This window comes from Pseudomonas sp. R37(2017) (assembly GCF_002113375.1).
In the GTDB taxonomy this organism is placed as follows: domain Bacteria; phylum Pseudomonadota; class Gammaproteobacteria; order Pseudomonadales; family Pseudomonadaceae; genus Aquipseudomonas.
The window spans coordinates 183,472-210,446 of sequence record NZ_NEHO01000004.1 but is presented as its reverse complement, the minus strand read 5'-3'; the positions used below and the strand labels follow the sequence as shown (position 1 = coordinate 210,446).

The following is a 26,975-nucleotide window of genomic DNA, read 5'->3' as shown; positions in this document are numbered from 1 at the left end:
GCGGGCAGGCGTTCTGATATCACCTGCCGCTCAACGGTATTGGAGGAAGACGTTGTCTCGCCCGAACTGGTCACGCAAGGCTTGAATCAACGCATCCGCCGGATCGATCCGCCAGCCTTCGCCGAACTGCAGCAAGGCCTTTGCATCAGGACTGGTGTAGTCCATGGTGACCGGGCACGCACCGCGGTGACGCTTCAACAAGTCACCCAGCCAGCGCAGCTGATCGCCTTTCAGATCCCTGGCATGCAACTTCAGGCGCAGGCTTTCGGCCAGATTGGTCCGTGCATCCTCCATGCTCATCACCCGCTTGACCCGCAACCGCAGGCCGCCGGAGAAATCATCGTTGCTGACTTCGCCTTCGACCACCACCATTGCATCGGTCTGCAACAGTGCCTGTGCGGAATGGAACGCGTCGGCAAACAGCGACGCTTCGATGCGCCCCGAGCGATCATCCAGGGTGATGAACCCCATCTTGTCGCCCTTTTTATTCTTCATTACCCGCAGGGCGATGATCATGCCGGCAACGGTCTGAGTATCACGCGCAGGTTTCAGATCGATGATGCGCTGACGGGCGAAACGACGGATTTCACCTTCGTATTCGTCGATCGGGTGCCCGGTCAGGTACAGGCCCAGCGTGTCTTTCTCACCTTTGAGCCGTTCCTTGAGGGTCAGCTCCCTGGCCTTGCGATGATTGGCGTAGACATCGGAGTCTTCTTCCACAAACAGGCCACCGAACAGGTCGGCATGGCCACTGTCGGCCGTGCGCGCGGTCTGCTCGGCCGCCTTGATTGCCTCTTCCATCGCGGCCAGCAGTACCGCACGATTGCGATCGATGTTGGCCTGGTATGCCTTGAGCTCGTCATGGAAGTAAGGACCCAGGCGGTCCAGCGCACCACTGCGTACCAACGCATCAAGGGTGCGCTTGTTGATACGCTTGAGGTCGACACGTTCGCAGAAATCGAACAGGTCCTTGAACGGGCTGGCGCCACGGGCTTCGACAATGGCTTCGACCGGCCCCTCGCCCACACCCTTGATTGCCCCGAGCCCATAGACGATACGGCCATCGTTGTTGACCGTGAACTTGAAGTCGGAGGTGTTCACATCCGGCGCATCGAGGCGCAGCTTCATGCTGCGCACTTCCTCGATCAGGGTCACGACCTTGTCGGTGTTGTGCATATCCGCCGACAGCACCGCCGCCATGAACGGCGCCGGATGGTGGGTCTTGAGCCAGGCGGTCTGGTAGGAAACCAGGCCATAGGCAGCGGAGTGCGACTTGTTGAAGCCGTAGCCGGCGAACTTTTCCACCAGGTCGAAGATGTTGCCGGCCAGGTCGGGATCAATATTGTTGGTGGCGCAACCCTCAATGAAGCCGCCGCGCTGCTTGGCCATTTCCTCGGGTTTTTTCTTGCCCATGGCTCGACGCAGCATGTCCGCACCACCGAGGGTGTAACCGGCCATGACCTGGGCAATCTGCATCACCTGCTCTTGATACAGGATGATGCCGTAGGTCGGTGCAAGTACTGGCTTGAGGCCTTCGTACTGGTAGTCCGAGTGCGGGTACGCCAGTTCGGCGCGACCGTGCTTGCGGTTGATGAAGTCATCCACCATGCCCGATTGCAGCGGGCCGGGACGGAACAGCGCCACTAGTGCGATAAGGTCTTCCAGGCAGTCGGGCTTGAGCTTCTTGATCAGCTCCTTCATGCCTCGCGATTCAAGCTGGAACACCGCGGTGGTTTCGGCTTTCTGCAGCAGTTCGTAGGTTTTCTTGTCATCGAGCGGGATGAAGTCGATGTTCAAATCATCCAGGCCTTTCTTGGCCTGCTCGCGGTTGATGGTTTCCATCGCCCACTTGATGATGGTCAGGGTCCGCAGACCGAGGAAGTCGAACTTCACCAGACCGGCTGCCTCGACGTCATCCTTGTCGAACTGGGTGACCAGGCCGCCGCCTTCTTCATCACAGGCGATCGGCGAGAAGTCCGTGAGCTTGGTCGGCGCGATCACCACACCCCCGGCGTGCTTGCCTGTACCACGGCAGACACCCTCGAGCTTGAGCGCCATGTCCCAGATTTCCTTGGCGTCCTCGTCGACCTTGAGGAAGTCGCGCAGGATCTCTTCCTGCTCGTAAGCCTTCTCCAGGGTCATGCCGACCTCGAAGGGGATCATCTTCGACAGGCGATCGGCCAGACCGTAGGACTTGCCCTGCACCCGCGCCACATCGCGCACCACCGCCTTGGCGGCCATGGTGCCGAAGGTGATGATCTGGCTCACCGCGTTACGGCCGTAGGCGTCGGCCACGTATTCGATCACCCGGTCACGACCGTCCATGCAGAAGTCGACGTCGAAGTCGGGCATGGAAACCCGTTCCGGGTTGAGGAAACGCTCGAACAGCAGGTCATAGGCCAGCGGATCGAGGTCGGTGATCTTCAGCACATAGGCCACCAGCGAACCGGCACCCGAGCCCCGACCGGGGCCCACCGGCACATCGTTGTTCTTGGCCCACTTGATGAAGTCCATAACGATCAGGAAGTAACCGGGGAACCCCATCTGGATGATGATATCCAGTTCGAACTTCAGGCGGTCGAGGTAGACCTGGCGTTTCTCTTCGTAATTGGGTGTGGTGTCTTTCGGCCACAAGACTGCCAGACGTTCTTCCAGGCCTTCGTGGGAAACCTGACGCAGATAATCGTCGATACCCATGCCATTGGGCGTAGGAAAGTCCGGCAAAAAGTGCTTGCCCAGCTTCACATCGATGTTGCAACGCTTGGCAATCTCGACGGTGTTTTCCAGCGCCTCGGGAATGTCGCTGAACAGCTCAGCCATTTCCTCGGCGCTTTTGAGGTACTGCTGATCGCTGTAATTTTTCGAGCGCCGCGGATCGTCGAGGGCTCGACCTTCGCCAATGCAGACACGGGTTTCGTGGGCTTCAAAATCGCTCTGCTTGATAAACCGCACGTCGTTGGTCGCGACCAGCGGGGCGTCCAGCTTCTCGGCCAGAGCCACCGCGCCGTGCAGTTGTTCTTCATCGTTGGGGCGACTGGTACGCTGGATCTCCAGATAGAAACGGTCCGGGAACACCGCCATCCACTCACGCGCCAGAGCTTCGGCTTCCCCCGGGTTGCCGCTGAGCAGCGCCTGGCCGATCTCACCCTCTTTCGCTGCCGACAGCATGATCAAGCCTTCATTGGCTTCGGCGACCCACTCACGCTCGACGATCACCAAACCATTGCGCTGGCCGTCGATGTAGCCTCGGGAGATCAACTCGGTCAGATTGCGATAGCCCAGGGGGTTCATCACCAGCAAGCTGATCCGGCTCAGCGGGCCGTCCGGATCCTTGTTCGACAGCCACAGGTCGGCGCCGCAGATCGGCTTGATCCCGGCACCCATGGAGGCTTTGTAGAACTTGACCAGCGAACACATGTTGTTCTGGTCGGTGACCGCCACGGCAGGCATGTTCATGCCTACCAGGGTCTTGACCAGCGGCTTGATTCGCACCAGACCATCGACCAGGGAAAATTCAGTGTGCAGGCGCAGGTGAACGAATGAAGCCGGCATAGTGATCCTGTCTAGAAACGTGAAGACAACAAGGCCCGGATTGTACCGGGCCTTGAGTAAAACATCAGCCTTGCGACTGACTCTCGATCAAACCTTCGCGAGCTTCATGGGCCTGACGCACCGGAGCGAACGAACGCCGGTGAATCGGCGTCGGGCCAAGACGCGCGAGCGCTTCCAGATGAACGGGGGTCGGATAGCCTTTGTGCCCTCCGATGCCATACCCCGGGTAAATCAATTCGAACGCAGCCATTTCACGATCACGGCTGACTTTGGCCAAAATCGACGCTGCAGCAATGGCGGGAACCTTGCTATCGCCCTTGACCACGGCCTCGGATCGCATCGGCAGCTTCGGACAGCGGTTACCGTCGATCATTGCCAGCTTTGGCTGCACATGCAGCCCCGCGACTGCACGCTGCATTGCCAGCATGGTGGCGTGCAGAATGTTCAGTTCGTCGATTTCCTCGACTTCAGCGCGAGCGATGCACCAGCTCAGGGCTTTCTCGCAGATTTCGTCGTAGAGCTTTTCGCGGCGGGCTTCAGTGAGCTTCTTCGAATCGTTCAGGCCAAGAATCGGGCGGTTCGGATCAAGAATCACCGCCGCGGTCACTACCGCACCACAGAGCGGGCCGCGGCCGACTTCATCGACGCCGGCAACCAACTCTTCAGCTTCGGCGACCAAGGAGAAATCCAACCCCATTTGCATGTTCGTTTTACTCATTCAACTTGGCCGATCAGGTTCAGCACTGCGTCCGCAGCCTGATTGGAGGCATCCAGACGCAGCGTCCGGTGAATCTCGTCAAAACCACGGGTCTGTTCTTCCCCACCCTCGATCAGCGGCGACAAGGTCTGGGCCAGCGCTTCGACCGTGGCATCGTCTTGCAATAACTCGGGTACCAACAGACGCTGGGCCAACAAGTTCGGCAACGAAACGTATGGGCTTTTCACCATGCGCTTGAGAATCCAGAACGTCAGCGGCGCAAGGCGATAGGCGACGACCATCGGCCGCTTGTACAGCAATGCTTCAAGCGTTGCGGTGCCGGAGGCAATCAACACCGCATCGCACGCTGCCAGGGCCAGATGAGACTTACCGTCGAGCAGGGTCAATGGCAGATCGCGACCGGCCAACAGTTCTTCAAGCTGTGCGCGACGTTGCGGGTTGGCGCACGGAACTACGAACCGCACCCCCGGACGCAACGCCCGAAGGCGCTGCGCTGTATCGAGAAACAACGCACCGAGCCGGCCGACTTCACCGCCACGACTGCCAGGCATCAACGCCACCAGCGGCCCATCGGGCAAACCGAGCTCAGCCCGTGCAGCCGCGCGATCGGCTTCGAGTGGAATGGCATCGGCCAGGGTATGGCCGACGAACCGCACCGGCACGCCCTTCTCTTCATAGAACCTGGCTTCGAACGGAAACAGCGTGAGCATCAGGTCGCAGCCTTCGCGAATCTTCAGCACGCGCTTCTGCCGCCAGGCCCAGACCGACGGGCTGACGTAATGCACGGTCTTGATCCCGGCCTGACGCAGTTTGAGTTCGATATTGAGGTTGAAGTCCGGTGCATCGATACCGATGAACACATCGGGCTTCGCGGCGATCAGGTCGGCGACCAGCTTTTTGCGCCGAGCGAGCAACTCGCGCAGACGGCCCAGGACTTCCACCAGCCCCATCACCGACAGACGCTCCATCGGGAAGTACGGAGTCATGCCCTCGGCCTGCATCAGCGGCCCGCCAACACCAATGAATTCGATGGTCGGGTGACGCGCCTTGAGCGCGCGCATGAGGCCCGCACCCAGAATGTCACCGGAAGCCTCACCCGCTACCAGCGCAATACGCAGATTGGCCATGGTCAGCGGGTGATGCCGCGAGTCGAAGACTGGATGGAGTCACGGAATACCGCCACTTCCGGATACTGGGCCGAGGGCTCGGCCAGCTCGGCGAGCGCCTGTTCCACAGTCAGGCCCTGGCGGTAAACCACCTTGTAGGCACGGCGCAACGCGTGGATCGCATCTTCGCTGAAACCACGACGGCGCATACCCTCGAAGTTCATGCTACGGGCTTCGGCAGGGTTGCCAAACACCGTGACATACGCAGGAACATCCTTGCCGATCGCCGTACCCATGCCCGAGAAGCTGTGGGCGCCGATGTGGCAATACTGGTGAACCAGGGTAAAACCAGAGAGGATTGCCCAGTCATCCACGTGCACATGGCCCGCCAGGGCGGTGTTGTTCACCAAAATGCAGTGGTTGCCGATCACGCTGTCATGGCCGATGTGGGCATACGCCATGATCAGGTTGTGATCGCCCAGGGTCGTTTCCGAACGGTCCTGGATGGTGCCACGGTGAATCGTCACGCCTTCGCGGATGACGTTGTGATCACCAATCACCAGGCGGGTTTCCTCGCCCTTGTACTTCAAGTCAGGTGTGTCTTCACCCACCGAGGAAAACTGGTAGATGCGATTGTGCTTACCGATTCGGGTCGGCCCCTTGAGGATCACGTGCGGCCCGATGACTGTCCCCTCGCCGATTTCCACACCTGCGCCGACGATCGACCACGGGCCGACCTCGACGCCGTCAGCCAGAACGGCTGTCGGATCGATGATTGCACGAGGGTCAATCAAACTCATAGCTTGCGTTCCGCGCAGATGATTTCAGCGGAGCAGACCGGCTTGCCATCGACCGAAGCCTGGCATTCGAATTTCCAGATCTGACGCTTGCAGCTGATGAACTTGGCTTCAAGAATCAGCTGATCGCCTGGCAGGACCGGCTGGCGGAAGCGCAGCTTGTCGGAACCGACGAAGTAGTAAAGAGTGCCATCGGCCGGTTTCACGTCGAGCATTTTGAAACCGAGGATCCCGGCAGCCTGAGCCATCGCTTCGATGATCAGTACGCCCGGCATGATTGGATGCGCCGGGAAGTGACCATTGAAGAACGGTTCGTTGATGCTGACATTCTTGTAGGCGCGAATGCGCTGGCCTTCCACGTCCAGATCCACGACCCGATCCACCAGCAGGAACGGGTAACGGTGAGGCAGGTATTCGCGAATCTCGTTGATGTCCATCATTTCGGGGGGAAGCCTATGTAAAGATTGGGAGCGTGCGACTGACGCACGCTCCGCTGGCAAATCAAGGAGGCAGTCTAGCGGCTGTGCACACTTGATATGGAAATGGTATCAGCCATCTGATGAAGCAATACCGTCAGGGGTCACTTCCCCTACTTGCTTTTCCAGCTGGCGCAGACGCCGCGCGATGTCATCGAGCTGACGAATGCGTGCCGCGCTTTTGCGCCACTCGGCTGCCGGCTGCATGGCCGTACCGGAAGAATAGGCGCCTGGCTCGGTAATCGAGTGGGTCACCATGGTCATCCCGGTGAGGAAAACGTTGTCGCAGATTTCGATATGCCCCACCAGGCCTACGCCACCGGCGAGCATGCAATGCTTGCCGATTTTGGTGCTGCCGGAGATACCGACACAGGCCGCCATGGCGGTGTGATCACCGACCTGAACGTTATGGGCAATCTGAATCTGGTTATCGAGTTTCACGCCGTTGCCAATGATGGTATCGGCCAACGCACCGCGGTCAATAGCGGTATTCACGCCAATTTCCACATCATCGCCGATCAATACGCCACCGATCTGGGCGATTTTCTGCCAGATGCCTTTTTCATTGGCAAAGCCGAAGCCTTCGCCGCCGAGCACCGCACCGGACTGAATGACGACCCGTTTGCCGACGCGAACATCGTGATACAAGGTCACGCGCGGCGCGAGCCAGCCACCTTCACCCACCACGCTGCGAGCACCGATGAAGCAGTGCGCGCCGATGGTCGTACCGGCTGCCACCTGCGCACCGCTTTCGATCACCACAAAAGCACCGATGCTTGCCGCAGGGTCAACAACCGCATCCGCCGCGATCACCGCGGTCGGATGAATCCCGGCAGCAGCCTTGGGCTTGGGATCGAACAGGTGGGAAACGCGCGCATAGGCTGCGTAAGGATCCGGTACCACCAGCACATCCCCGTCATGACCTTCGGCGTCAGCGGCCTTGAGCAAAAGGGCGGCCGCCTGACTGCCTGCCAGGTACTTGCGGTATTGGGGGTTTGCCAGAAAGCTCAACTGAGCTGGGCCAGCCTCCTGCAAGGTGGCCAGCCCAGTAATTGCTTTCTCGGGGTCGCCACGTAGCGTGGCGCCGAGGAACTCGGCCAACTGGCCGAGCTTAATGGTCACTGTCATGGATTACTTCAGCTGATTCATGCGCTCGATAACCTGGCGAGTGATGTCGTACTGAGGCTTGACATCGATCACTGCGCCACGCTCGAAGACCAGGTCATAAGCACCTTTCTTGATGACTTCTTCCACAGCGCTGTCCAGTTTCGGCTTGAGCTGCTTCAGCATTTCACGGTCGGCAACGGCTTTGGCTTCGTTCAGCTCCTTGGACTGGAACTGGAAGTCACGGGCCTTTTGCTTGAACTCAAGCTCCAGACGCTCGCGCTCGCCCTGCTGCATTTTGTCGCCACCGGCCATCAGGCGGTCCTGAATGCCCTTGGCGCTGGTTTCCAGTGCTTTGAGCTTGGTCAACTGAGGACCGAATTTCTTCTCGGCATCCACGGCGTACTTCTTGGCCGCGTCGGATTCCAGCAGAGCCATCTGATAGTTCAGAACTGCAATTTTCATGTCGGCAAACGCCGGACCGGCGACCAGTACGCTGGCCAGGAGAACCAATTGAGTCAACTTACGCACGATGCACTCCTGCAAAATTCATTGTCGTTATCCTGGGTCAGACGCTTAGAACGTCTGGCCGAGAGAGAATTGGAACACTTGAGTTTCAGCGTTATCCGGTTTCTTGACTGGCGTGGCCAGGGCGAAACTCAGAGGCCCCAGTGCGGTGACCCAGGTCACACCCACACCGACAGAACTGGCCATGTTGCTCAAGCTGATGTCGTCGCACTTGGTATTGGACTTCGTGCCATCCGCGTTTGTGGTATCCGAGCAAGATGAATCGAATACGTTACCCACATCCCAGAATACCGATGTACGCAGGGAGCGTTGATCCTTGACGAACGGCATCGGGAACAGAACTTCCACACCACCCTGGATCAGGACGTTACCACCGAACGGCAGCGGATCCTGGTCTGGGTCGAACGCTGTACCAGGGTTCTTGCCGGTACTTGGCGTACTGCGAGGACCCAGGCTGCTGTCCTTGAAGCCGCGCACCGAGTTGAAACCACCAGCATAGTAGTTTTCATAGAAAGGCAAGCCATCGGTCGAACCGTAACCATCGCCATAACCCAACTCGGTGTGCAGACGCATGGTGTAGTTCTCGGTCAATGGCTGGAACAACTGACCACGGTAGTCGAGCTTGAAGAACGACAGGTCGCTGCCTGGAATCGTGGATTCCAGCACCACGCTCTGGGAATGACCGCGGGTGGCGAGCACGCCCTTGTTCAGGGTGGACTCGGACCAACCGACCGAAGCCTTGAAGTTCAGGTACTTGTCGCCTTCCTTGTTAACGAAGTCGAAGATCTCGTCAACGGTGTAAATGCCGGTCTGGATTCTGTCTTCTTGCACGTTCAGGCCGAAGGTCAGACGCGAAGTCTCGCTGATTGGATAACCGACACTCACACCGGCACCCAGGCTGTCTACAGCGTAGCTGGCGACGTCAGTATCGAGCTCGTCATAGTCAGTGGTGCGGTAGAACGCGTTGTAACCCAGGCTCACGCCATCGACGGTCCAGTAGGGGTCGACAAAGCCGAAGTTATAGCGGGTCTGGTATTCGCTTTTGGTCAAGCCGACGCTGACCTTGTTACCGGTACCCAGGAAGTTGTTCTGGGTGATCGAACCACCGAGGATCAGACCGGCACTCTGGGCGAAACCGACGCTGGCGGTAATCGAACCGGAAGCTTGTTCTTCCACGCTGTAGTTGACGTCAACCTGGTCATCCACACCCGGCACGGCCGGAGTCTCGACGTTGACTTCCTTGAAGAAGCCCAGGCGCTCCAGACGGGTCTTGGATTGGTCGATCAGGTAGGTCGAAGCCCAGCCGCCTTCCATCTGGCGCATTTCACGACGCAGCACTTCGTCTTCGGACTTGGTGTTGCCACGGAAGTTGATGCGGTTGACGTAGGCACGCTTGCCCGGATCGACCGCGAACAGGATGTCTACGGTGTGATCTTCATCGTGCGGTTGTGGCACGCCGTTGACGTTGGCGAAGGTATAACCTTCGTTACCCAGGCGACGGGTGATCAGTTCGGAGGTGGTGGTCATCAGCTTGCGCGAGAACACCTGGCCTTTTTGCACCAGCAGCAGGGACTTGACCTGCTCTTCAGGGACTTTCAGGTCGCCACTGAGCTTGACGTCACGAACGGTGTATTTCTCGCCTTCGTTGATGTTGACGGTGATGTAGACGTGTTTCTTGTCCGGCGTAATGGACACCTGGGTCGAAGCGATATCCATGTTGATATAGCCACGGTCCAGGTAGTAGGAACGCAGGCGCTCCAGGTCACCGGACAGCTTTTCACGAGCGTACTTGTCGTCGTTCTTGAAGAACGACAACCAGTTGGTGGTCTTGAGTTCGAAAAGGTCGATCAGGTCTTCATCGGGGAAGACCGTGTTGCCCACCACGTTGATGTGCTGGATAGCGGCAACGGTACCTTCGTTGATGTTGACCTTCAGGCCAACGCGGTTACGCGGCTGCGGCACCACTTCGGTGTCGACGGTAGCCGAGTAGCGGCCCTGGGCGACGTACTGACGCTGCAGTTCGTTACGCACACCTTCAAGGGTGGCACGCTGGAAAATCTCGCCTTCGGCCAGACCGGATTGTTTGAGGCCTTTCATCAGGTCTTCGGTGGAGATCGCCTTGTTGCCTTCGATCTCGATACTGGCAACAGACGGGCGTTCGACTACCGTGATGACCAGGACGTTGCCATCGCGGCCCAGCTGGATATCTTGAAAGAAACCGGTTTTGAACAACGCACGAGTGGATTCCACCAGGCGACGATCATCCGCCTGTTCACCGACGTTCAACGGCAAAGCACCAAAGACGCTACCCGCGGAGACCCGCTGGAGGCCGTTGACGCGAATATCAGAGATAGTGAAGGACTCAGCGTGAACTTCGGCGATCATCAATACGGAGAGAACCGCAGTTAGCAGCAGACGTTTCATGAAGTCCTTTCTTATTCCAACTGGCAATAAACAAACTGCCGCAAAATGCGGCAGATTCGCAATTCAGCGACGTTACAGACGACCCAGATCATTAACCAGAGCAAGCAACATCACTCCGATCACCAAACTGATGCCGATCTGTATCCCCCAACCTTGCACCCGATCCGACAAGGGGCGACCACGCGCCCACTCGATCAGATAAAACAACAAATGCCCCCCATCCAGCACAGGAATGGGCAGCAAATTCAGAACCCCCAGGCTAATACTCAGATAAGCAAGGAAATTCAGGAAATCAGCAACACCCGACTGGGCCGAAGCGCCCGCCACTTTAGCAATGGTTATCGGTCCACTCAAGTTTTTTACCGAGAGCTCGCCGAACAACATTTTCTTCAGTGAATCGAGGGTCAGCATGCTCATGGTCCAGGTGCGTCGAGCCCCCTCGCCAATCGCTGCCAATGGTCCGTAACTGACCTCGCGGATCATCTCCGGCGGCCAATCGACAGCCTTCACCCCCGCCCCCAAATAGCCGCTGGGCGACTTGCTCTCGCCGCGAGCGGCAAGCGTAACCGGGACGTCGATTTGAGCACCGTCACGCTCAACCCGCAGCGTGATTTTGGCACCAGGATGCATACGCACGGTATCGACGACCTGCTGCCAGTCATCCAGCGCACGCCCATCGAGCGCCAGCAACCGATCACCGGTCTTCAGGCCGGCAGCCTGGGCCGGCCCCTTCGGATCGAGTTCAGCCAGGACCGGCGGCAATGCCGGACGCCACGGGCGAATCCCCAACGAACGGATCGGGTCGGGCTCATCAGCCCCTTTGAGCCATTTGTCCAGCGCAAGTTCACGAGGAGAATCGGCGGTGGAGCCTTGCTCGCGAACCATTATCTGCAAAGAACCGCTTTCGCCCAGGCGACGAACCAACTGCAAATTCACCGCCGCCCAACCGGAAGTCGCCTCGCCATCGATGGCGACGATTTCCTGACCGGGACTCAAACCCGCCCTGGCCGCGATACTGCCGGACTCGACAGCGCCAATGACCGGGCGCACCTGTTCGGTGCCGAGCATTGCCAATGCCCAGAAGAACACCAATGCCAGCAGGAAATTGGCAATCGGCCCCGCCGCTACAATGGCAATGCGCTGACGAACGGATTTGCGATTGAACGATTGATCGAGCTGATCGAGCGGCACCTCACCTTCGCGCTCGTCGAGCATTTTCACGTAGCCGCCCAGCGGGATGGCCGCAACGACAAACTCGGTGCCTTGCTTGTCGTGCCAGCGCAACAAAGGCATGCCGAAGCCCACGGAGAAGCGCAGCACCTTGACCCCACAGCGACGCGCGACCCAAAAATGGCCGAACTCGTGGAAGGTAACCAGCACACCCAGAGCGATCAGGGTGCCGACAATCATATAGAGCGCGCTCATCTACTTTCTCCGCATTCCTATCCGCTGCCGCCTGGGCCAACTATCCGCAGCATTTACCGCCCGTGACGGCTCAACCACTGTCCGGCCAGCAATCGCGCCTTCGCGTCTGCCGTGAACACTGCCTCGAGATCATCCACCGCCACTACAGGCTCCAGATTCAGTACTTCCTCGATGATACTCGCGATTTCCAGGTAACGAACCCGTTCGTCGAGAAATGCCGCCACCGCCACCTCGTTCGCGGCATTGAGCATTGCCGGCGCGCTGTTACCCGCCTCGGCCGCCTGGCGAGCCAGACGCAGGCAAGGGAAGCGCTCTTCATCGGGCGCCTGGAAATCCAACCGGGCAATGGCAAACAAATCCAGCGGCGCCACACCCGAGTCAATCCGCTCCGGCCAGGCCAGGGCATTGGCGATAGGCGTGCGCATGTCCGGATTACCCAGTTGCGCCAGGACAGAACCATCGACGTAGTCGACCAGCGAATGGATCACGCTTTGCGGGTGAATCACCACCTCGACCTGGGATGGCCTGGCATCGAACAGCCAGCAGGCTTCGATCAACTCAAGCCCCTTGTTCATCATGCTGGCCGAGTCGACGGAGATTTTTCGCCCCATGGACCAGTTCGGATGCGCGCACGCCTGGTCAGGTGAAACATGCGCCAGCTGAGCCATTGGCGTCTGGCGGAACGGACCGCCGGAAGCCGTCAGCAAAATCCGCCGCACGCCGACAGCCTCAAGACCCCGGGCATAATCGCCCGGCATGCACTGAAAAATCGCGTTGTGTTCGCTATCGATCGGCAGCAGCACCGAACCGCTCTTGCGCACCGCCTGCATGAACAGCGCGCCGGACATCACCAGCGCTTCCTTGTTGGCCAGGAGGATCTTCTTGCCAGCCTCGACCGCCGCCAGCGTCGGGCGCAATCCCGCCGCACCAACGATGGCCGCCATGACCGTATCGACTTCCGGATCGGAAGCGACCTGACACAAACCTTCCTCGCCCACCAGAACACGGGTCGCAAGGCCCGCCGCGCGCAAATCGTCCTGCAAGGTGCGTGCAGCAGCCAGCTCAGGCACCACGGCGAATCGCGGAACATGGCGCACGCAGAGCGCCAGCAATTCGCTCAAGCGAGTAAAGCCAGTCAAGGCAAAGACTTGATAACGATCCGGATGGCGAGCGATGACGTCGAGGGTACTCAGGCCAATCGAACCGGTCGCCCCCAGAACGGTAATCTGTTGTGGACGGCTCATGGGGCCGCCATCCACAACAGTACGGCAAACATCGGAATCGCTGCGGTCAGGCTGTCGATACGATCCAGCACACCGCCGTGCCCCGGGAGCAGATTGCTGCTGTCCTTGATGCCGGACTGGCGCTTGAACATGCTTTCAGTGAGGTCGCCCACCACCGAAATGAACACGATCAGCGCAGCACAGATCAGCCCCTTGAACAGCTCGGCCACCGTCCAGTCGCGCACCAGAGCAACGAGTGTGGTAATGACCAGGCTCAGCGCCAGACCACCGTACACGCCTTCCCAACTTTTGCCCGGACTGACCTGCGGAGCGAGTTTACGCTTGCCGAAAGCACGACCGGAGAAGTAGGCACCGATATCGGCACCCCAGACCAGCACCATCACCGCCAGGATCAGCCAGTTACCCAGCGGGTACTGCTTGATCTGCACCAGACCTTGCCAGGCCGGCAGGAGAATCAGCAGGCCAATCACCAACCTGGTCGCCGCATTGGACCAATGCTCGCTCGAACGCGGGTACGTCAACACCAGATAGGTCGCAAAACCCCACCAGAGCACCGAGGCACCCAGGACCCAGGGCGCCAGGCCCGGAAGTATGTGCATGACAAACAGCATCAACGCGACGACAGCGGCAAAGGCAACCCGCATTGATTGAGCAGCGAATCCCGCCAGACGCGCCCATTCCCAGGCACCAAGGGTTACGACCAGCCCAATGAACAGCGCAAAACCGGAACCTTCCAGCAGGAAAAACCCACACAGGGCAATCGGCAGCAGGATCAGCGCGGTGATGATTCGTTGTTTAAGCATTAAACCCGGGCTCCAGCCTCGACCTGCTCGCTCGTTTTACCGAAGCGGCGCTGGCGGGAAGCGAAATCGGCCAGCGCATTGCGCATGGCATCGTGTTTGAAGTCCGGCCAGAACAGGTCGGAGAAATACAGCTCGGCATAGGCCAGCTGCCAGAGCAGGAAGTTGCTGATGCGGTGCTCGCCACCGGTACGGATACACAGGTCCGGTAACGGCAGGTCACCCGTGGCCAGACAGGTCTGCAGCAGTCCTGGTGTTATGTCTTCCGGCCGCAGATGTCCAGCCTGAACTTCTCGCGCCAGTCGTTGCGCAGCTTGCGCTATATCCCACTGACCGCCGTAATTGGCGGCGATCTGCAGGACAAAACGATTGACGCCAGCCGTCATGGCCTCAGCTTCACGCATGGCGGCCTGCAACTCGGGATGAAACCGCGAGCGATCGCCAATGATGCGCAGACTGATGTTGTTGTCGTTGAGGCGCTTGGCCTCACGACGCAGCGCCTTGAAGAACAGATCCATCAAGGCGCTGACTTCATCGGCCGGGCGCTGCCAGTTCTCGCTGGAAAAGGCGAACAGGGTCAGCACCTCGACCTTGGCCTCGGCACAGACTTCAATGACCGCACGCACCGCATCCACGCCCGCCTTATGCCCGGCAACTCCCGGCATAAAACGTTTTTTCGCCCAGCGATTGTTACCATCCATGATAATCGCGACATGGCGCGGCACCGCGGACGGTGCAGTCTGCTTGGTCTTTTCCATGTAAACGCGACCCTTATACGGCCATCAGGTCTTTTTCTTTCTCTGCCAGCTTCGCGTCGATTTCAGCCACGAACTTCTTGGTCAGGTCGTCGATTTCACCAGTGGCGCGACGCTCCTCGTCTTCACTGATTTCCTTTTCCTTGACCAGATCCTTCAGCGAGCTGTTGGCATCGCGACGAATGTTGCGCACAGCCACACGAGCGTCCTCGGCCACATCGCGAGCCTGCTTGGTGAAACCACGACGGGTTTCTTCAGTCAGGGCCGGCATGGAGATCAGCAGCAGTTCGCCAAGGTTGGTCGGGTTCAGGTTCAGACCCGCACTACCGATTGCCTTGTCGACAGCACCCAGCATGTTGCGTTCGAAGGCAACGACCTGCAGGGTACGAGCGTCCTTGACGGTGATGTTGGCGACCTGCTTGATCGGGGTGTCAGCGCCGTAGTACGGGACCATCACGCCTTCCAGGATGCTTGGGTGCGCTTGACCGGTACGAATGCGGCCGAAATTGTGCGCCAGCGATTCCACGGATTTCTGCATGCGCTCTTTAGCGTCTTTCTTGATTTCGTTGATCATTGTTCGCCTTCCTCGATCAGGGTTCCTTCAGCGCCGCCATGCACGATGTTCAGCAGGGCGCCGGGCTTGTTCATGTTAAATACGCGTAGTGGCATCTTGTGGTCGCGGCACAAGCAAATGGCCGTCAGATCCATCACACCCAGCTTGCGATCCAGCACTTCATCGTAGGTCAGATGATCGAACTTCTCGGCATGCGGGTCTTTGAACGGGTCGGCGGTGTAGACGCCATCGACCTTGGTCGCCTTGAGCACGACATCGGCATCGATTTCGATTGCACGCAGGCAGGCTGCCGAATCCGTCGTAAAGAACGGGTTGCCGGTACCGGCCGCGAAAATCACCACGTCCTTGGAGTTCAAGTGGCGCATGGCCTTGCGGCGATCGTAGTGATCGGTCACGCCAACCATGGAAATAGCGGACATCACGATGGCCGAGATATTGGCGCGCTCAAGGGCGTCGCGCATGGCCAGGGCGTTCATCACAGTGGCCAGCATGCCCATGTGGTCGCCGGTGACCCGGTCCATGCCAGCCTTGCTCAGCGCTTCACCGCGGAACAGGTTGCCACCACCGATAACCAGACCGACCTGAACACCGATGCCGACCAGTTGGCCAACTTCCAATGCCATGCGATCCAGAACTTTCGGGTCGATCCCGAACTCTTCCGAGCCCATCAGGGCCTCGCCGCTAAGCTTGAGTAGAATGCGTTTATAGCGAGCCTGATAACCACTGCCCTGCTGAGCCATTGCGAATCTCTCCTGCGGCGTATTTAAAAATTCTTTGCGAGCTGTTTACAGCCAGCGTTCAATCCAGCGTGGCGCTGCTTCAGCGCCATCGGAACATGGCTTTGTAAGCCAGTTCCAAAGGGAAACCAATTAAAAATTGATGCCCCATCTGAAAAGAGGCTGCGCGCGTGAGCGGGCAGCCTCTTCTGGGCGACAGTTGATAAACCGTCTTATTGCTTGGCGGCGGCCAGCTGGGCAGCAACTTCTTCTGCGAAGTTGTCCACTGGCTTCTCGATGCCTTCGCCTACTTTGAAGTAAGTGAAGGAAACGATTTCAGCGCCAGCTTTCTTGGCCAGGGCACCCACGGTGACTTCCGGGTTCATGACGAAAGCTTGCTCGACCAGGCTGGCTTCAGCCAGGAACTTGGTGATACGACCAGCGATCATCTTCTCGACGATTTCAGCTGGCTTGCCTTTCATCTTGTCTTCGTTCAGCTGCAAGAAGACGCCTTTCTCGCGCTCAATGGCTTCTGGCGAAACCTGCGATGGCAGCAGGAACTCAGGGTTGCTGGCAGCCACGTGCATGGCGATTTCCTTGGCCAGCTGAACGTCGCCGCCCTTCAGGACAACAGCAACACCGATCTTGTTACCGTGCAGGTAGGTACCGACCACGTCACCTTCAACGCGAACAAGGCGACGGATGTTGACGTTTTCGCCACACTTGGCAACCAGGGCTTCACGAGCAGCTTCACGGGAAGCGATCAGTGGAGCGGCATCGGTCAGTTTCTCGGCAAAAGCCTGGTCGACGCTGTCGGCTACGAAGTTTTTGAAGTCGTCTTGCAGGGCCAGGAAGTCGGTCTGCGAGTTCACTTCCAGCAGCACGGCTGCCTTGTCGTCGGCCTTGATGGCGATAGCGCCTTCAGCGGCAACGTTGCCAGCCTTTTTAGCAGCCTTGATGGCGCCCGAAGCGCGCATGTCATCAATGGCTTTTTCGATGTCGCCGCCGGCCTTTTCCAGGGCCTTTTTGCAATCCATCATGCCTTCGCCGGTACGCTCGCGCAGTTCTTTGACCAGCGCCGCAGTAATTGCTGCCATTTCAAAATCCTCTTGGATAGGTTTTCAACCATTCCACCCGATCGAACGGGCGATCAATTCTTCCCGAACCACCCTTGTTAGCTGCCGCACGTTACAGATAGAGCAGTGGGCGCCGACAAATGGTTTTCGAGGTGGCAAAAAGGGGGCAAAGCCCCCTTTTTGCTTACTGAGTCAACGCCAGGGCGTCAATTACTCAGCTGCAGCCTGAGTTTCTTCAGCTGCGAATTCAACGGTGCCGCCGGCAACATTGTTGCGACCGCGGATTACAGCGTCAGCCATCGAACCCATGTACAGCTGGATAGCGCGGATTGCGTCATCGTTGCCTGGGATGATGTAGTCAACGCCTTCCGGGCTGCTGTTGGTATCGACTACGCCGATAACCGGGATACCCAGCTTGTTGGCTTCGGTGATCGCGATACGCTCGTGATCAACGTCGATTACGAACAGAGCGTCTGGCAGACCGCCCATGTCCTTGATACCACCCAGGGAGCGATCCAGCTTTTCCAGGTCACGGGAGCGCATCAGCGCTTCTTTCTTGGTCAGCTTGGCGAAAGTACCGTCTTCGGCTTGAACTTCAAGGTCACGCAGACGCTTGATGGAAGCACGAATGGTCTTGAAGTTGGTCAGCATGCCGCCCAACCAGCGGTGATCGACGTACGGCGAGCCGCAACGTGCTGCTTCTTCAGCAACGATCTTGCCAGCGGAACGCTTGGTGCCGACGAACAGAATCTTGTTTTTGCCCTGGGCCAGACGCTCTACGAAAGTCAGAGCTTCGTTGAACATTGGCAGGGTTTTTTCAAGGTTGATGATGTGGATCTTGTTACGCGCGCCGAAAATGTACTTGCCCATTTTCGGGTTCCAGTAACGGGTCTGGTGACCGAAGTGCACACCGGCCTTCAGCATATCGCGCATGTTGACTTGGGACATGATAGTTCCTTAATAAGTCGGGTTTGGCCTCCACGTATCCCAATGACCAACCAGCAGCATCAAGCTTCCGGCACCCAGGTCATCGTGTCGACACGTGTGTGGATTTAGGCTTTTCGGGACATCCCCGGAAAGCGGCGCATTTTATACCACAAGGCAGGGCAAAACGGAACCCGGATTCTGAAATCCCGGCGAGCGCTTTGCTCCACCCCTTGGAATCGGCCAAGAATGCACCATTCTATAAAGAGAAGCGATGCACACAGGCGCAGACTTGCGCTGATCGTCTGGTAGAATCGCTTTTTTCAGGGCCGCGAAGATCGATCGCGCAACGCCCTTTTCGTTTGGACAGCGCCAACGAGCGCAGAGAGAGCCTGTATGACCGTCACCCTCAAAACGCCCGAGGATATCGCCAAAATGCGTATCGCCGGCAAACTGGCCGCCGATGTGCTGGAAATGATTGCCGAACATGTCAAACCGGGCGTTACCACCGATCAGTTGAACCAGATCTGCCACGACTACATCGTCAATGAGCAGAAAGCCATCCCTGCCCCGCTCAACTACAAGGGCTACCCGAAGTCGATCTGCACGTCGATCAACCATGTGGTCTGCCACGGCATCCCGAACGACAAGCCGCTCAAGGATGGCGACACATTGAACATCGACGTCACCGTCATCAAGGACGGTTACCACGGCGACACCAGCCGCATGTTCCACGTCGGCACCGTGCCGGTCTGGGCCGAGCGCCTGTCCCAGGTGACCCAGGAATGCATGTACAAGGCGATCGAAATCGTCAAGCCCGGCTGCCGCCTGGGCGACATCGGCGAAATCATCCAGAAGCACGCTGAAAAGAACGGATTCTCGGTGGTTCGTGAATTCTGCGGCCACGGCATCGGCAAGGTCTTCCACGAGGAGCCGCAGATCCTGCACTACGGCCGCGCCGGCACCGGCATGGAACTCAAGGCGGGCATGACGTTCACCATCGAGCCGATGATCAACCAGGGCCGTGCCGACACCAAGGTACTGGGCGACGGCTGGACCGCGATCACCAAGGACCGCAAGCTCTCGGCACAGTGGGAGCACACCCTGCTGGTGACCGAAACCGGCTACGAGATCTTCACCCTGCGCAGCGATGACACCATCCCTCGCGTATCGGCCTGATCCCGTTACCGTACATCGCCTATAGAAAGGAAGGCCAATCGATGCCGCAGGTGGATCCCGAACTTTTCGACCGCGGCCAGTTCCAGGCTGAGCTGGCCCTGAAGGCAAGCCCGATCGCGGCCTTCAAGAAAGCGATCCGCCAGGCCCGCGAGGTGCTCGACACGCGCTTTCGCAACGGCCGCGACATTCGTCGACTGATCGAGGATCGCGCCTGGTTCGTCGACAACATCCTGCAAAAGGCCTGGAATCAATTCGACTGGAGCGAGGATGCAGACATCGCCCTGGTTGCGGTCGGCGGCTACGGCCGTGGCGAATTGCATCCTTACTCCGATATCGATCTGCTGATCCTGCTGGACAGCGCCGACCACGAAGTTTTCCGCGACTCCATCGAGCGTTTTCTGACGCTGCTGTGGGACATCGGCCTGGAGGTCGGCCAGAGCGTTCGGTCGGTCGACGAATGTGCCGTCGAGGCCCGCGCCGACCTCACGGTTGTCACCAACCTGATGGAAAGCCGCACCATCGCCGGCCCCGAACATTTGCGCCAGCGCATGCTGGATGTCACCAGTACCGCGCACATGTGGCCGAGCAAGGATTTCTTCCTGGCCAAGCGTGCCGAACAAAAGGCCCGCCACCACAAGTACAACGACACCGAATACAACCTGGAACCCAACGTCAAAGGCTCGCCCGGCGGCCTGCGGGATATCCAGACGATCCTGTGGGTGGCCCGTCGCGAGTACGGCACCTTGAACCTGCGAGCGTTGGCTGGCGAGGGGTTCCTGGTCGAAAGCGAAAACGCCCTGCTCGCCTCTTCCCAGGAGTTCCTGTGGAAGGTTCGCTATGCCCTGCACATGCTCGCCGGTCGTGCCGAAGACCGCCTGCTGTTCGATCACCAGCGCACCATTGCCGGGTTGCTGGGCTTCAAAGGCGACGATGCCAAGCAAGCCATCGAAAACTTCATGCAACAGTATTATCGGGTGGTGATGAGCATCGCCCAGCTCAGCGACCTGATTATCCAGCACTTTGAGGAGGTCATCCTCGCACCGGAAGACGAAGCGCCCGTGCAACCGATCAATTCGCGCTTCCAGTTGCATGACGGCTACATCGAAGCACGCAACGACAACGTGTTCCGCCGTACGCCGTTCGCCATGCTGGAAATCTTCGTGCTGATGGCTCAGCAGCCGGAGATCAAAGGCGTGCGCGCCGATACCATTCGCCTGCTGCGGGAAAACCGTCACCTGATCGATGACGATTTCCGTCACGATATTCGCAACACCAGCCTGTTTATCGAATTGTTCAAATGCAAGATCGGCATCCACCGCAACCTGCGGCGGATGAACCGTTACGGCATCCTGGGGCGCTACCTGCCCGAGTTCGGCTTCATCGTCGGGCAGATGCAGCATGACCTGTTCCACATCTATACAGTCGACGCGCACACCCTGAACCTGATCAAACACCTGCGTAAGTTGCAGTACACCAAGGTGTCGGAAAAATTCCCGCTGGCCAGCAAGCTCATGGGCAAACTGCCCAAACCCGAGCTTATATACATGGCTGGCCTGTACCACGACATAGGCAAAGGCCGGCATGGCGACCACTCGGACATCGGCGCAGTCGATGCCGAAGCGTTTTGCCAGCGCCATCAGTTGCCAGTATGGGACAGCCGTCTGATCGTGTGGCTGGTGCAAAACCACCTGGTGATGTCGACCACCGCCCAGCGCAAGGACTTGTCCGACCCGCAGGTGATCCACGACTTCGCCCAGATCGTCGGCGACGAAACCCGCCTCGACTATCTGTATGTGCTGACCGTCGCCGACATCAACGCCACCAACCCGACGCTGTGGAACTCCTGGCGCGCCAGCCTGTTGCGCCAGCTCTACACCGAGACCAAGCGCGCCCTGCGTCGAGGCCTGGAGAACCCGGTGGACCGCGAAGAGCAGATCCGCCAGACCCAGAGCGCCGCCCTGGATATCCTGGTACGCGGCGGCACCGACCCGGACGATGTCGAGCAACTGTGGGCGCAACTGGGCGATGATTATTTCCTGCGCCACACCGCAGGCGACGTGGCCTGGCACAGCGACGCGATCCTCCAGCAACCGGCCGATGGCGGACCGCTGGTACTGATCAAGGAAACCACCCAGCGTGAATTCGAAGGCGGCACACAGATCTTCATCTACGCCCCCGACCAGCACGATTTCTTTGCCGTGACCGTGGCGGCGATGGACCAGCTCAACCTGAACATTCACGACGCCCGGGTCATCACCTCCAGCAGCCAGTTCACCCTCGACACCTATATCGTGCTCGACACCGACGGCGACTCGATAGGCGACAACCCGGCACGGACCAAGCAAATCCGCGACGGCCTGACCGAAGCCCTGCGCAACCCGGACGACTACCCGACCATCATCCAGCGCCGGGTGCCGCGCCAGCTCAAGCATTTTGCCTTTGCACCGCAGGTGACGATCCACAACGACGCCCAGCGCCCAGTGACGGTCCTGGAGCTCACCGCACCTGACCGTCCGGGCCTGCTGGCGCGGATTGGCACGATTTTCCTGGAGTTCGATCTGTCGCTGCAAAACGCCAAGATCGCTACCCTCGGCGAACGGGTGGAAGACGTGTTCTTCATCACCGACGCCAACAATCAGCCGTTGTCCGACCCGCTGATGTGCAGCCGCCTGCAGGATGCGATCGTCGAACAACTGAGCGTCAACCAGGAACCTGATATCAAACTGTCGCGCATCAGCATCTGACTTAATCCCGACGCGCCCGCTTCCTGTAGGAGCGAGCCTGCTCGCGATGGTCGCTCAGTCGACTCGGGCCAATCTGATGCCCCGCGTTATCGTTGACGGCCATCGCGAGCATGCTCGCTCCTACAGAGACTGCGTCGCCCCACACCGAACGAGATCTACCGATGAACAACGCTCTGTCCCAGCTCCAGCCTTACCCGTTCGAGAAACTCCGCGCCCTGCTCGGCAGCGTCACGCCCAACCCGGACAAGCGTCCGATCGCGCTGTCCATCGGCGAGCCGAAACACCGCTCACCCAGCTTTGTCGCCGAGGCCCTGGCCAGCAACCTGGAAAAGATGGCTGTATACCCGACCACCCTCGGTATCCCGGAGCTGCGTGAGGCCATCGCCGCCTGGTGCGAACGTCGTTTCGGCGTACCGAACGGCTGGATCGATCCGGCGCGCAACGTGCTGCCGGTCAATGGCACCCGCGAAGCGCTGTTCGCCTTCACCCAGACCGTGGTCAACCGTGGCGACGATGCCCTGGTGGTCAGTCCGAACCCGTTCTATCAGATCTACGAAGGCGCGGCGTTCCTCGCCGGGGCCAAGCCGCATTACCTGCCATGCCTGGACGAAAACGGTTTCAACCCGGATTTCGATGCCGTCTCGCCAGACATCTGGAAACGCTGCCAAATCCTGTTCCTGTGCTCCCCAGGCAACCCGACCGGTGCATTGATTCCGGTGGACACCCTGAAAAAGCTGATCGCCCTGGCCGACGAATACGACTTCGTGATCGCCGCAGACGAGTGCTACAGCGAGCTGTACTTCGACGAGCAAACCCCGCCACCAGGCCTGCTCAACGCTTGCGCGGAACTGGGTCGCAAGGACTTCAAACGCTGCGTGGTGTTCCACAGCCTGTCCAAGCGCTCGAACCTGCCAGGCCTGCGTTCGGGCTTTGTCGCCGGTGACGCCGACATTCTCAAGGGCTTCCTGCTCTACCGTACCTACCACGGCTGCGCGATGCCGGTTCAGACGCAACTGGCCAGCGTTGCTGCATGGAACGACGAAGTGCACGTGCGCGCCAACCGTGCGCTGTATCGCGAAAAGTTCGATGCGGTCCTGGAAATCCTCAGCCCGGTCATGGACGTACAGCGGCCGGATGGCAGCTTCTACCTGTGGCCGAATGTGGCGGGAGACGATGCTGCATTCTGTCGCGACCTGTTCGAACAGGAGCACGTGACCGTGGTGCCGGGTTCCTACCTGTCGCGGGATGTGGATGGCGTCAACCCGGGTGCCGGGCGCGTGCGCATGGCGCTGGTAGCGCCGCTTGCCGAGTGTGTCGAAGCTGCCGAGCGCATTCGCGCGTTCATCCAGCGTCGCAAGTAACCGCGCCATTGCGCAGGGCCAGGCGTTACTTCACCTGGCCCAGCTTGGCCTCACTCAGATCCAGTTCTCCCAATACCTCACGCAACACGTCATCGCCAATCTGGTGATGACGGCTCAGGCTGTACAATTCCAGGCGTTGCGCCCGCAGCGCCTTCAAGCGCAAACGCCGCTCCAGCAGGTCCATCTGAAACGCCAGGGCCTGGGCTTCAGCGGAATCGTTGAACACCTCCAACTGATGCCGATATTCGGACATTATTCGTGCCTTCAGCTCTGCGGCCAGCGCGGACTGAGCGGCGTCCTGGGGGTTGACCTCTTCTGCCTCAAGGGCATGAATGGCCGCTTCGGCGGTTTTGCGCCAGGCGTCGCGCACCTCATTGCGCCGCTTGTCGTCTGGGCTTGCTTCGATGCCCCGCAGCAAAATCGGCAACGCGATGCACGCCGCGATCAGCGACAACAGGATCACCCCGGCGGCGATGAAGATCAGCAGGTCGCGCTGCGGAAACGCGTCCCCGCCCATCAGCAACGGCACGGACATTACACCCGCCAGCGTCACCGCCCCGCGCACACCGCCCACGGTCAGCAACCAGCAAGATCGAGCTGTCGGCACCTGGGTCACCTCCCCCTTGCCGCGCAGGCGCCGCAGCAGCACCGACAAACGCCAGATGCTCTGCACCCAGACGAAGCGCAAGGCCAGCAGCACCAGGAAAATCGCCACCACTTCCAGCCCGCGATACAGCAAGGTCGGCCATAGCGAGGTTTCGTGACTGGCCACAGCCTTGATGATGTCTGGCAACTGCAATCCCAGCAGAAGGAAGATCAAGCCATTGAAAGCGAACTCCAACAGCGACCAGACGCTGCGATTGAGCAGGCGCGTGTTGGTCTGGCGCGGGAGCAGATCGAGCCAGCTCTGCATCATCCCCGCCGCCACCGCCGAGAGGATGCCCGACACTTCCATGCGCTCGGCCAGCACGTAGGCCGCAAACGGCAGCAGCAACATGAACACCACGTGTGTCGCCGGATCATCCCAGCCGCGGGCAATCATCCACGCCCGCAGGCGGCCGACCAGCCAGCTCAAGGCTACCCCGACAGCCAGCCCGCCGAGGGCGACCAGCACAAATGTCACGCTGGCATTGGCCAGCGAGAACACGCCAGTCACTGCCGCCGCCAGCGCAAACTTGAACGTCACCAGGCCCGAGGCATCATTCATCAGCGCCTCGCCCTGCAAAATGTGCATTAAAGGCGTGGGCAGCCTATTGCGGGAGATGGCCGACACCGCCACCGCATCCGTCGGCGACAGCACGGCCGCCAAGGCAAACGCCACCGGCAACGGCACGCCAGGCAGTAACCAATGAATGAAATACCCGGCGCCGACCACGGTAAACAGCACCAGCCCCACCGCCAGGGTCAGGATCGGGCCGCGCAGGTGCCAGAGTTCGCGCTTGGGCATGCGCCAACCGTCGGAGAACAACAGCGGTGGCAGGAACAGAAACAGGAACAACTCGGGATCCAGGGCCACATGCAAACCCAGCGTCGGCCACGCCAGCAATGCCCCGGCAGCGATTTGCACGAGCGGCAACGGCAACGGAACCACCCGTCCGATCAGGCGCGAAACGCCGACCAGCATCAACAGGATCAGGACGGTGTAAGCGGTTTGCATAAAGCGGGGTTCCCGGACAGTCGACAGCGTTGAACTGCCATATTAGCCGCTTAGACTGCCTGGCGACCCTTGCACCAATGTCGCACGCCCGAACGCCCCCTGTAGGAGCGAGCATGCTCGCGATGAACGCTGTGAGCGCCGCGGGGTGTCAGGCGTACAGCGTTATCGTTAACGACCATCGCGAGCATGCTCGCTCCTACAGGGATTGCGGAGGCAATTCGACCTGAAGCGCCGCGAAACCGTCCGGTCATGGCATAATCCGTCACCTTTTATTTACGGCACCTGCAAAGGGGGCAATTCCTTGACCGTTTCAAGCAAAACGTTGCACCTTTTCGGCATCAAAGCCTGCGACACCATGAAAAAGGCGCGCACCTGGCTCGATGAACACGCTGTCAGCTATGACTTTCATGATTACAAAGCGGTCGGTATCGACCGTGAACACCTGACCCAATGGTGCAACGAGCACGGCTGGGAAGTGGTGTTGAACCGTGCAGGCACGACCTTTCGCAAGCTCGACGACGAACGCAAAGCCGATCTCGACCAGACGAAAGCCATCGAACTGATGCTCGCACAACCTTCGATGATCAAGCGCCCGGTGCTCGATCTCGGTGACCGAACCCTGATTGGCTTCAAGCCAGATATCTACGCGGCCGCGCTCAAGTAAGCAGCCCGTTCCATTTTGTTAGAGGTATCAACATGTCTACTACCCTGTTCAGCCTGGCCTTCGGCGTCGGCACTCAAAACCGTCAAGGCGCATGGCTGGAAGTGTTCTACGCCGCCCCGGTACTCAAGCCGTCGGCTGAAGTCGTCGCGGCTATCGCCCCGATCCTGGGCTACACCGAAGGCAACCAGGCCATCGCATTCAGCACTGCCCAGGCCTCGCAACTGGCCGAAGCCCTCAAAGGCGTCGACGCTGCCCAGGCTGCCCTGCTGACCCGCCTGGCCGAAAGCCACAAGCCACTGGTCGCCACCCTGCTGGCCGAAGACGCCCAGCTGTCGTCCACCCCTGAGGCATACCTCAAGCTGCACCTGCTGAGCCATCGCCTGGTCAAACCACACGGCCTGAACCTGGCCGGGATCTTCCCGCTGCTGCCGAACGTGGCCTGGACCAGCCAGGGCGCTGTCGACCTGAGCGAACTGGCCGAACTGCAACTCGAAGCCCGCCTGCGCGGCGAGCTGCTGGAAGTGTTCTCGGTGGACAAGTTCCCGAAAATGACCGACTACGTGGTACCGGCCGGCGTGCGTATCGCTGACGCTGCACGCCTGCGCCTGGGTGCCTACGTGGGCGAAGGCACCACCGTGATGCACGAAGGTTTCATCAACTTCAACGCCGGCACCGAAGGCCCGGGCATGATCGAAGGCCGCGTATCCGCTGGCGTATTCGTCGGCAAGGGTTCGGACCTGGGCGGCGGTTGCTCGACCATGGGCACCCTGTCGGGCGGCGGCAACATTGTGATCAAGGTCGGCGAAGGCTGCCTGATCGGCGCCAATGCCGGTATCGGTATCCCGTTGGGTGACCGCAACACCGTCGAGTCGGGCCTGTACGTGACCGCCGGCACCAAAGTCGCGCTGCTGGACGAAAACAATCAGCTGGTCAAAGTGGTCAAGGCCCGTGAACTGGCTGGCCAGCCGGACCTGCTGTTCCGTCGCAATTCGGAAACCGGTGCCGTGGAATGCAAAACCCACAAATCGGCCATCGAACTGAACGAAGCGCTGCACGCTCACAACTAAGCCACACGATCCCTGTTCCTGTAGGAGCGAGCAGGCTCGCGATGATCGCGAGCTTGCTCGCTCCTACAGGGATCAAGTGCACAG

Annotated in this window: 22 protein-coding genes; 5 read left to right on the top strand and 17 right to left on the bottom strand. The window is 59.5% G+C overall.

Annotation, left to right across the window (positions count from 1 at the left end; translation table 11 throughout):
* Positions 1–30: 30 nt before the first annotated feature.
* The 16 genes from dnaE to rpsB form a co-directional block, all read right to left on the bottom strand.
* Positions 31–3,552: a DNA polymerase III subunit alpha gene (gene dnaE / locus CAG47_RS08865; protein ID WP_085724509.1), complete on the bottom strand. Its 3,522-nt coding sequence runs from the start codon at positions 3,550–3,552 to the stop codon at positions 31–33.
* Positions 3,553–3,616: 64 nt separating this feature from the next.
* Positions 3,617–4,255: a ribonuclease HII gene (gene rnhB, locus CAG47_RS08860; protein WP_085724508.1), complete on the bottom strand. Its 639-nt coding sequence runs from the start codon at positions 4,253–4,255 to the stop codon at positions 3,617–3,619.
* Positions 4,256–4,266: 11 nt separating this feature from the next.
* Positions 4,267–5,397 carry a lipid-A-disaccharide synthase gene (gene lpxB, locus CAG47_RS08855; protein WP_085724507.1) on the bottom strand — a complete coding sequence of 377 codons (1,131 nt, stop codon included), beginning with the start codon at positions 5,395–5,397 and terminating at the stop codon, positions 4,267–4,269.
* Between the two features lie 2 nt (positions 5,398–5,399).
* Complete coding sequence (gene lpxA, locus CAG47_RS08850) at positions 5,400–6,176, bottom strand: acyl-ACP--UDP-N-acetylglucosamine O-acyltransferase (RefSeq protein WP_085724506.1); 777 nt, start codon at positions 6,174–6,176, stop codon at positions 5,400–5,402.
* Positions 6,173–6,613 carry a 3-hydroxyacyl-ACP dehydratase FabZ gene (gene fabZ / locus CAG47_RS08845; protein WP_085724505.1) on the bottom strand — a complete coding sequence of 147 codons (441 nt, stop codon included), beginning with the start codon at positions 6,611–6,613 and terminating at the stop codon, positions 6,173–6,175. The genes lpxA and fabZ overlap by 4 nt, the downstream gene beginning before the upstream one ends.
* Positions 6,614–6,721: 108 nt before the next feature.
* Complete coding sequence (gene lpxD / locus CAG47_RS08840; protein WP_085724504.1) at positions 6,722–7,777, bottom strand: UDP-3-O-(3-hydroxymyristoyl)glucosamine N-acyltransferase; 1,056 nt, start codon at positions 7,775–7,777, stop codon at positions 6,722–6,724.
* 3 nt (positions 7,778–7,780) lie between these two features.
* Positions 7,781–8,284, bottom strand: a complete 504-nt coding sequence (locus CAG47_RS08835) for an OmpH family outer membrane protein (RefSeq protein ID WP_085724503.1) — start codon at positions 8,282–8,284, stop codon at positions 7,781–7,783.
* Between the two features lie 45 nt (positions 8,285–8,329).
* Positions 8,330–10,705 (bottom strand): outer membrane protein assembly factor BamA, encoded by a 2,376-nt coding sequence (bamA, locus tag CAG47_RS08830; protein WP_085724502.1) that lies wholly within the window; start codon positions 10,703–10,705, stop codon positions 8,330–8,332.
* Positions 10,706–10,777: 72 nt separating this feature from the next.
* Positions 10,778–12,130: a sigma E protease regulator RseP gene (gene rseP / locus CAG47_RS08825; RefSeq protein ID WP_085724501.1), complete on the bottom strand. Its 1,353-nt coding sequence runs from the start codon at positions 12,128–12,130 to the stop codon at positions 10,778–10,780.
* Between the two features lie 53 nt (positions 12,131–12,183).
* Entirely contained in the window at positions 12,184–13,374 is a 1,191-nt protein-coding gene (ispC, locus tag CAG47_RS08820) for a 1-deoxy-D-xylulose-5-phosphate reductoisomerase (RefSeq protein WP_085724500.1), read from the bottom strand.
* Complete coding sequence (locus tag CAG47_RS08815; protein WP_085724499.1) at positions 13,371–14,177, bottom strand: phosphatidate cytidylyltransferase; 807 nt, start codon at positions 14,175–14,177, stop codon at positions 13,371–13,373. Before CAG47_RS08815 ends, ispC begins: the two co-directional genes overlap by 4 nt.
* On the bottom strand, positions 14,177–14,932 hold the full coding sequence (gene uppS, locus CAG47_RS08810) for a polyprenyl diphosphate synthase (protein WP_085724498.1): 756 nt from the start codon (positions 14,930–14,932) through the stop codon (positions 14,177–14,179). The genes CAG47_RS08815 and uppS overlap by 1 nt, the downstream gene beginning before the upstream one ends.
* 13 nt (positions 14,933–14,945) lie before the next feature.
* On the bottom strand, positions 14,946–15,503 hold the full coding sequence (gene frr / locus CAG47_RS08805; RefSeq protein ID WP_007940501.1) for a ribosome recycling factor: 558 nt from the start codon (positions 15,501–15,503) through the stop codon (positions 14,946–14,948).
* Entirely contained in the window at positions 15,500–16,243 is a 744-nt protein-coding gene (gene pyrH / locus CAG47_RS08800; RefSeq protein ID WP_008000043.1) for a UMP kinase, read from the bottom strand. Before pyrH ends, frr begins: the two co-directional genes overlap by 4 nt.
* A gap of 209 nt (positions 16,244–16,452) precedes the next feature.
* Entirely contained in the window at positions 16,453–17,316 is an 864-nt protein-coding gene (gene tsf / locus CAG47_RS08795; protein WP_085724497.1) for a translation elongation factor Ts, read from the bottom strand.
* Between the two features lie 189 nt (positions 17,317–17,505).
* A complete protein-coding gene (gene rpsB / locus CAG47_RS08790) occupies positions 17,506–18,243 on the bottom strand; it encodes a 30S ribosomal protein S2 (RefSeq protein ID WP_003222119.1) in 738 nt (245 codons plus the stop codon).
* 372 nt (positions 18,244–18,615) lie between these two features.
* Between rpsB and map the strand changes: the two genes are divergently transcribed.
* The 3 genes from map (at position 18,616) to dapC (ending at position 23,503) form a co-directional block, all read left to right on the top strand.
* Entirely contained in the window at positions 18,616–19,398 is a 783-nt protein-coding gene (gene map / locus CAG47_RS08785; RefSeq protein ID WP_015093761.1) for a type I methionyl aminopeptidase, read from the top strand.
* A gap of 41 nt (positions 19,399–19,439) precedes the next feature.
* Positions 19,440–22,142 (top strand): [protein-PII] uridylyltransferase, encoded by a 2,703-nt coding sequence (locus CAG47_RS08780; protein WP_085724496.1) that lies wholly within the window; start codon positions 19,440–19,442, stop codon positions 22,140–22,142.
* A gap of 161 nt (positions 22,143–22,303) precedes the next feature.
* Positions 22,304–23,503 carry a succinyldiaminopimelate transaminase gene (gene dapC / locus CAG47_RS08775; protein WP_085724495.1) on the top strand — a complete coding sequence of 400 codons (1,200 nt, stop codon included), beginning with the start codon at positions 22,304–22,306 and terminating at the stop codon, positions 23,501–23,503.
* 25 nt (positions 23,504–23,528) lie between these two features.
* Here dapC and CAG47_RS08770 read toward each other — a convergent pair whose 3' ends face one another.
* Entirely contained in the window at positions 23,529–25,160 is a 1,632-nt protein-coding gene (locus tag CAG47_RS08770; RefSeq protein WP_085724494.1) for a Na+/H+ antiporter, read from the bottom strand.
* 301 nt (positions 25,161–25,461) lie between these two features.
* On the opposite strand from CAG47_RS08770, the gene CAG47_RS08765 reads away from it, so the two are divergent.
* Together CAG47_RS08765 and dapD are read left to right on the top strand one after the other, a co-directional pair.
* Positions 25,462–25,824: an ArsC family reductase gene (locus tag CAG47_RS08765; protein WP_008052792.1), complete on the top strand. Its 363-nt coding sequence runs from the start codon at positions 25,462–25,464 to the stop codon at positions 25,822–25,824.
* A gap of 32 nt (positions 25,825–25,856) precedes the next feature.
* A complete protein-coding gene (gene dapD / locus CAG47_RS08760; protein ID WP_015093756.1) occupies positions 25,857–26,891 on the top strand; it encodes a 2,3,4,5-tetrahydropyridine-2,6-dicarboxylate N-succinyltransferase in 1,035 nt (344 codons plus the stop codon).
* Positions 26,892–26,975: the final 84 nt, after the last annotated feature.

Bases quoted from the DNA above. Each gene is read 5' to 3' on its own strand.
- fabZ (WP_085724505.1), bottom strand. From the start codon at position 6,613: ATGATGGACATCAACGAGATTCGCGAATACCTGCCTCACCGTTACCCG.
- dapC (WP_085724495.1), top strand. From the start codon at position 22,304: ATGAACAACGCTCTGTCCCAGCTCCAGCCTTACCCGTTCGAGAAACTC.
- lpxA (WP_085724506.1), bottom strand. From the start codon at position 6,176: ATGAGTTTGATTGACCCTCGTGCAATCATCGATCCGACAGCCGTTCTG.
- lpxD (WP_085724504.1), bottom strand. From the start codon at position 7,777: ATGACAGTGACCATTAAGCTCGGCCAGTTGGCCGAGTTCCTCGGCGCC.
- frr (WP_007940501.1), bottom strand. From the start codon at position 15,503: ATGATCAACGAAATCAAGAAAGACGCTAAAGAGCGCATGCAGAAATCC.
- CAG47_RS08815 (WP_085724499.1), bottom strand. From the start codon at position 14,177: ATGCTTAAACAACGAATCATCACCGCGCTGATCCTGCTGCCGATTGCC.
- lpxB (WP_085724507.1), bottom strand. From the start codon at position 5,397: ATGGCCAATCTGCGTATTGCGCTGGTAGCGGGTGAGGCTTCCGGTGAC.
- rseP (WP_085724501.1), bottom strand. From the start codon at position 12,130: ATGAGCGCGCTCTATATGATTGTCGGCACCCTGATCGCTCTGGGTGTG.
- rnhB (WP_085724508.1), bottom strand. From the start codon at position 4,255: ATGCAAATGGGGTTGGATTTCTCCTTGGTCGCCGAAGCTGAAGAGTTG.
- bamA (WP_085724502.1), bottom strand. From the start codon at position 10,705: ATGAAACGTCTGCTGCTAACTGCGGTTCTCTCCGTATTGATGATCGCC.
- dnaE (WP_085724509.1), bottom strand. From the start codon at position 3,552: ATGCCGGCTTCATTCGTTCACCTGCGCCTGCACACTGAATTTTCCCTG.
- dapD (WP_015093756.1), top strand. From the start codon at position 25,857: ATGTCTACTACCCTGTTCAGCCTGGCCTTCGGCGTCGGCACTCAAAAC.
- pyrH (WP_008000043.1), bottom strand. From the start codon at position 16,243: ATGGCTCAGCAGGGCAGTGGTTATCAGGCTCGCTATAAACGCATTCTA.
- uppS (WP_085724498.1), bottom strand. From the start codon at position 14,932: ATGGAAAAGACCAAGCAGACTGCACCGTCCGCGGTGCCGCGCCATGTC.
- map (WP_015093761.1), top strand. From the start codon at position 18,616: ATGACCGTCACCCTCAAAACGCCCGAGGATATCGCCAAAATGCGTATC.
- ispC (WP_085724500.1), bottom strand. From the start codon at position 13,374: ATGAGCCGTCCACAACAGATTACCGTTCTGGGGGCGACCGGTTCGATT.
- CAG47_RS08770 (WP_085724494.1), bottom strand. From the start codon at position 25,160: ATGCAAACCGCTTACACCGTCCTGATCCTGTTGATGCTGGTCGGCGTT.
- tsf (WP_085724497.1), bottom strand. From the start codon at position 17,316: ATGGCAGCAATTACTGCGGCGCTGGTCAAAGAACTGCGCGAGCGTACC.
- CAG47_RS08780 (WP_085724496.1), top strand. From the start codon at position 19,440: ATGCCGCAGGTGGATCCCGAACTTTTCGACCGCGGCCAGTTCCAGGCT.
- rpsB (WP_003222119.1), bottom strand. From the start codon at position 18,243: ATGTCCCAAGTCAACATGCGCGATATGCTGAAGGCCGGTGTGCACTTC.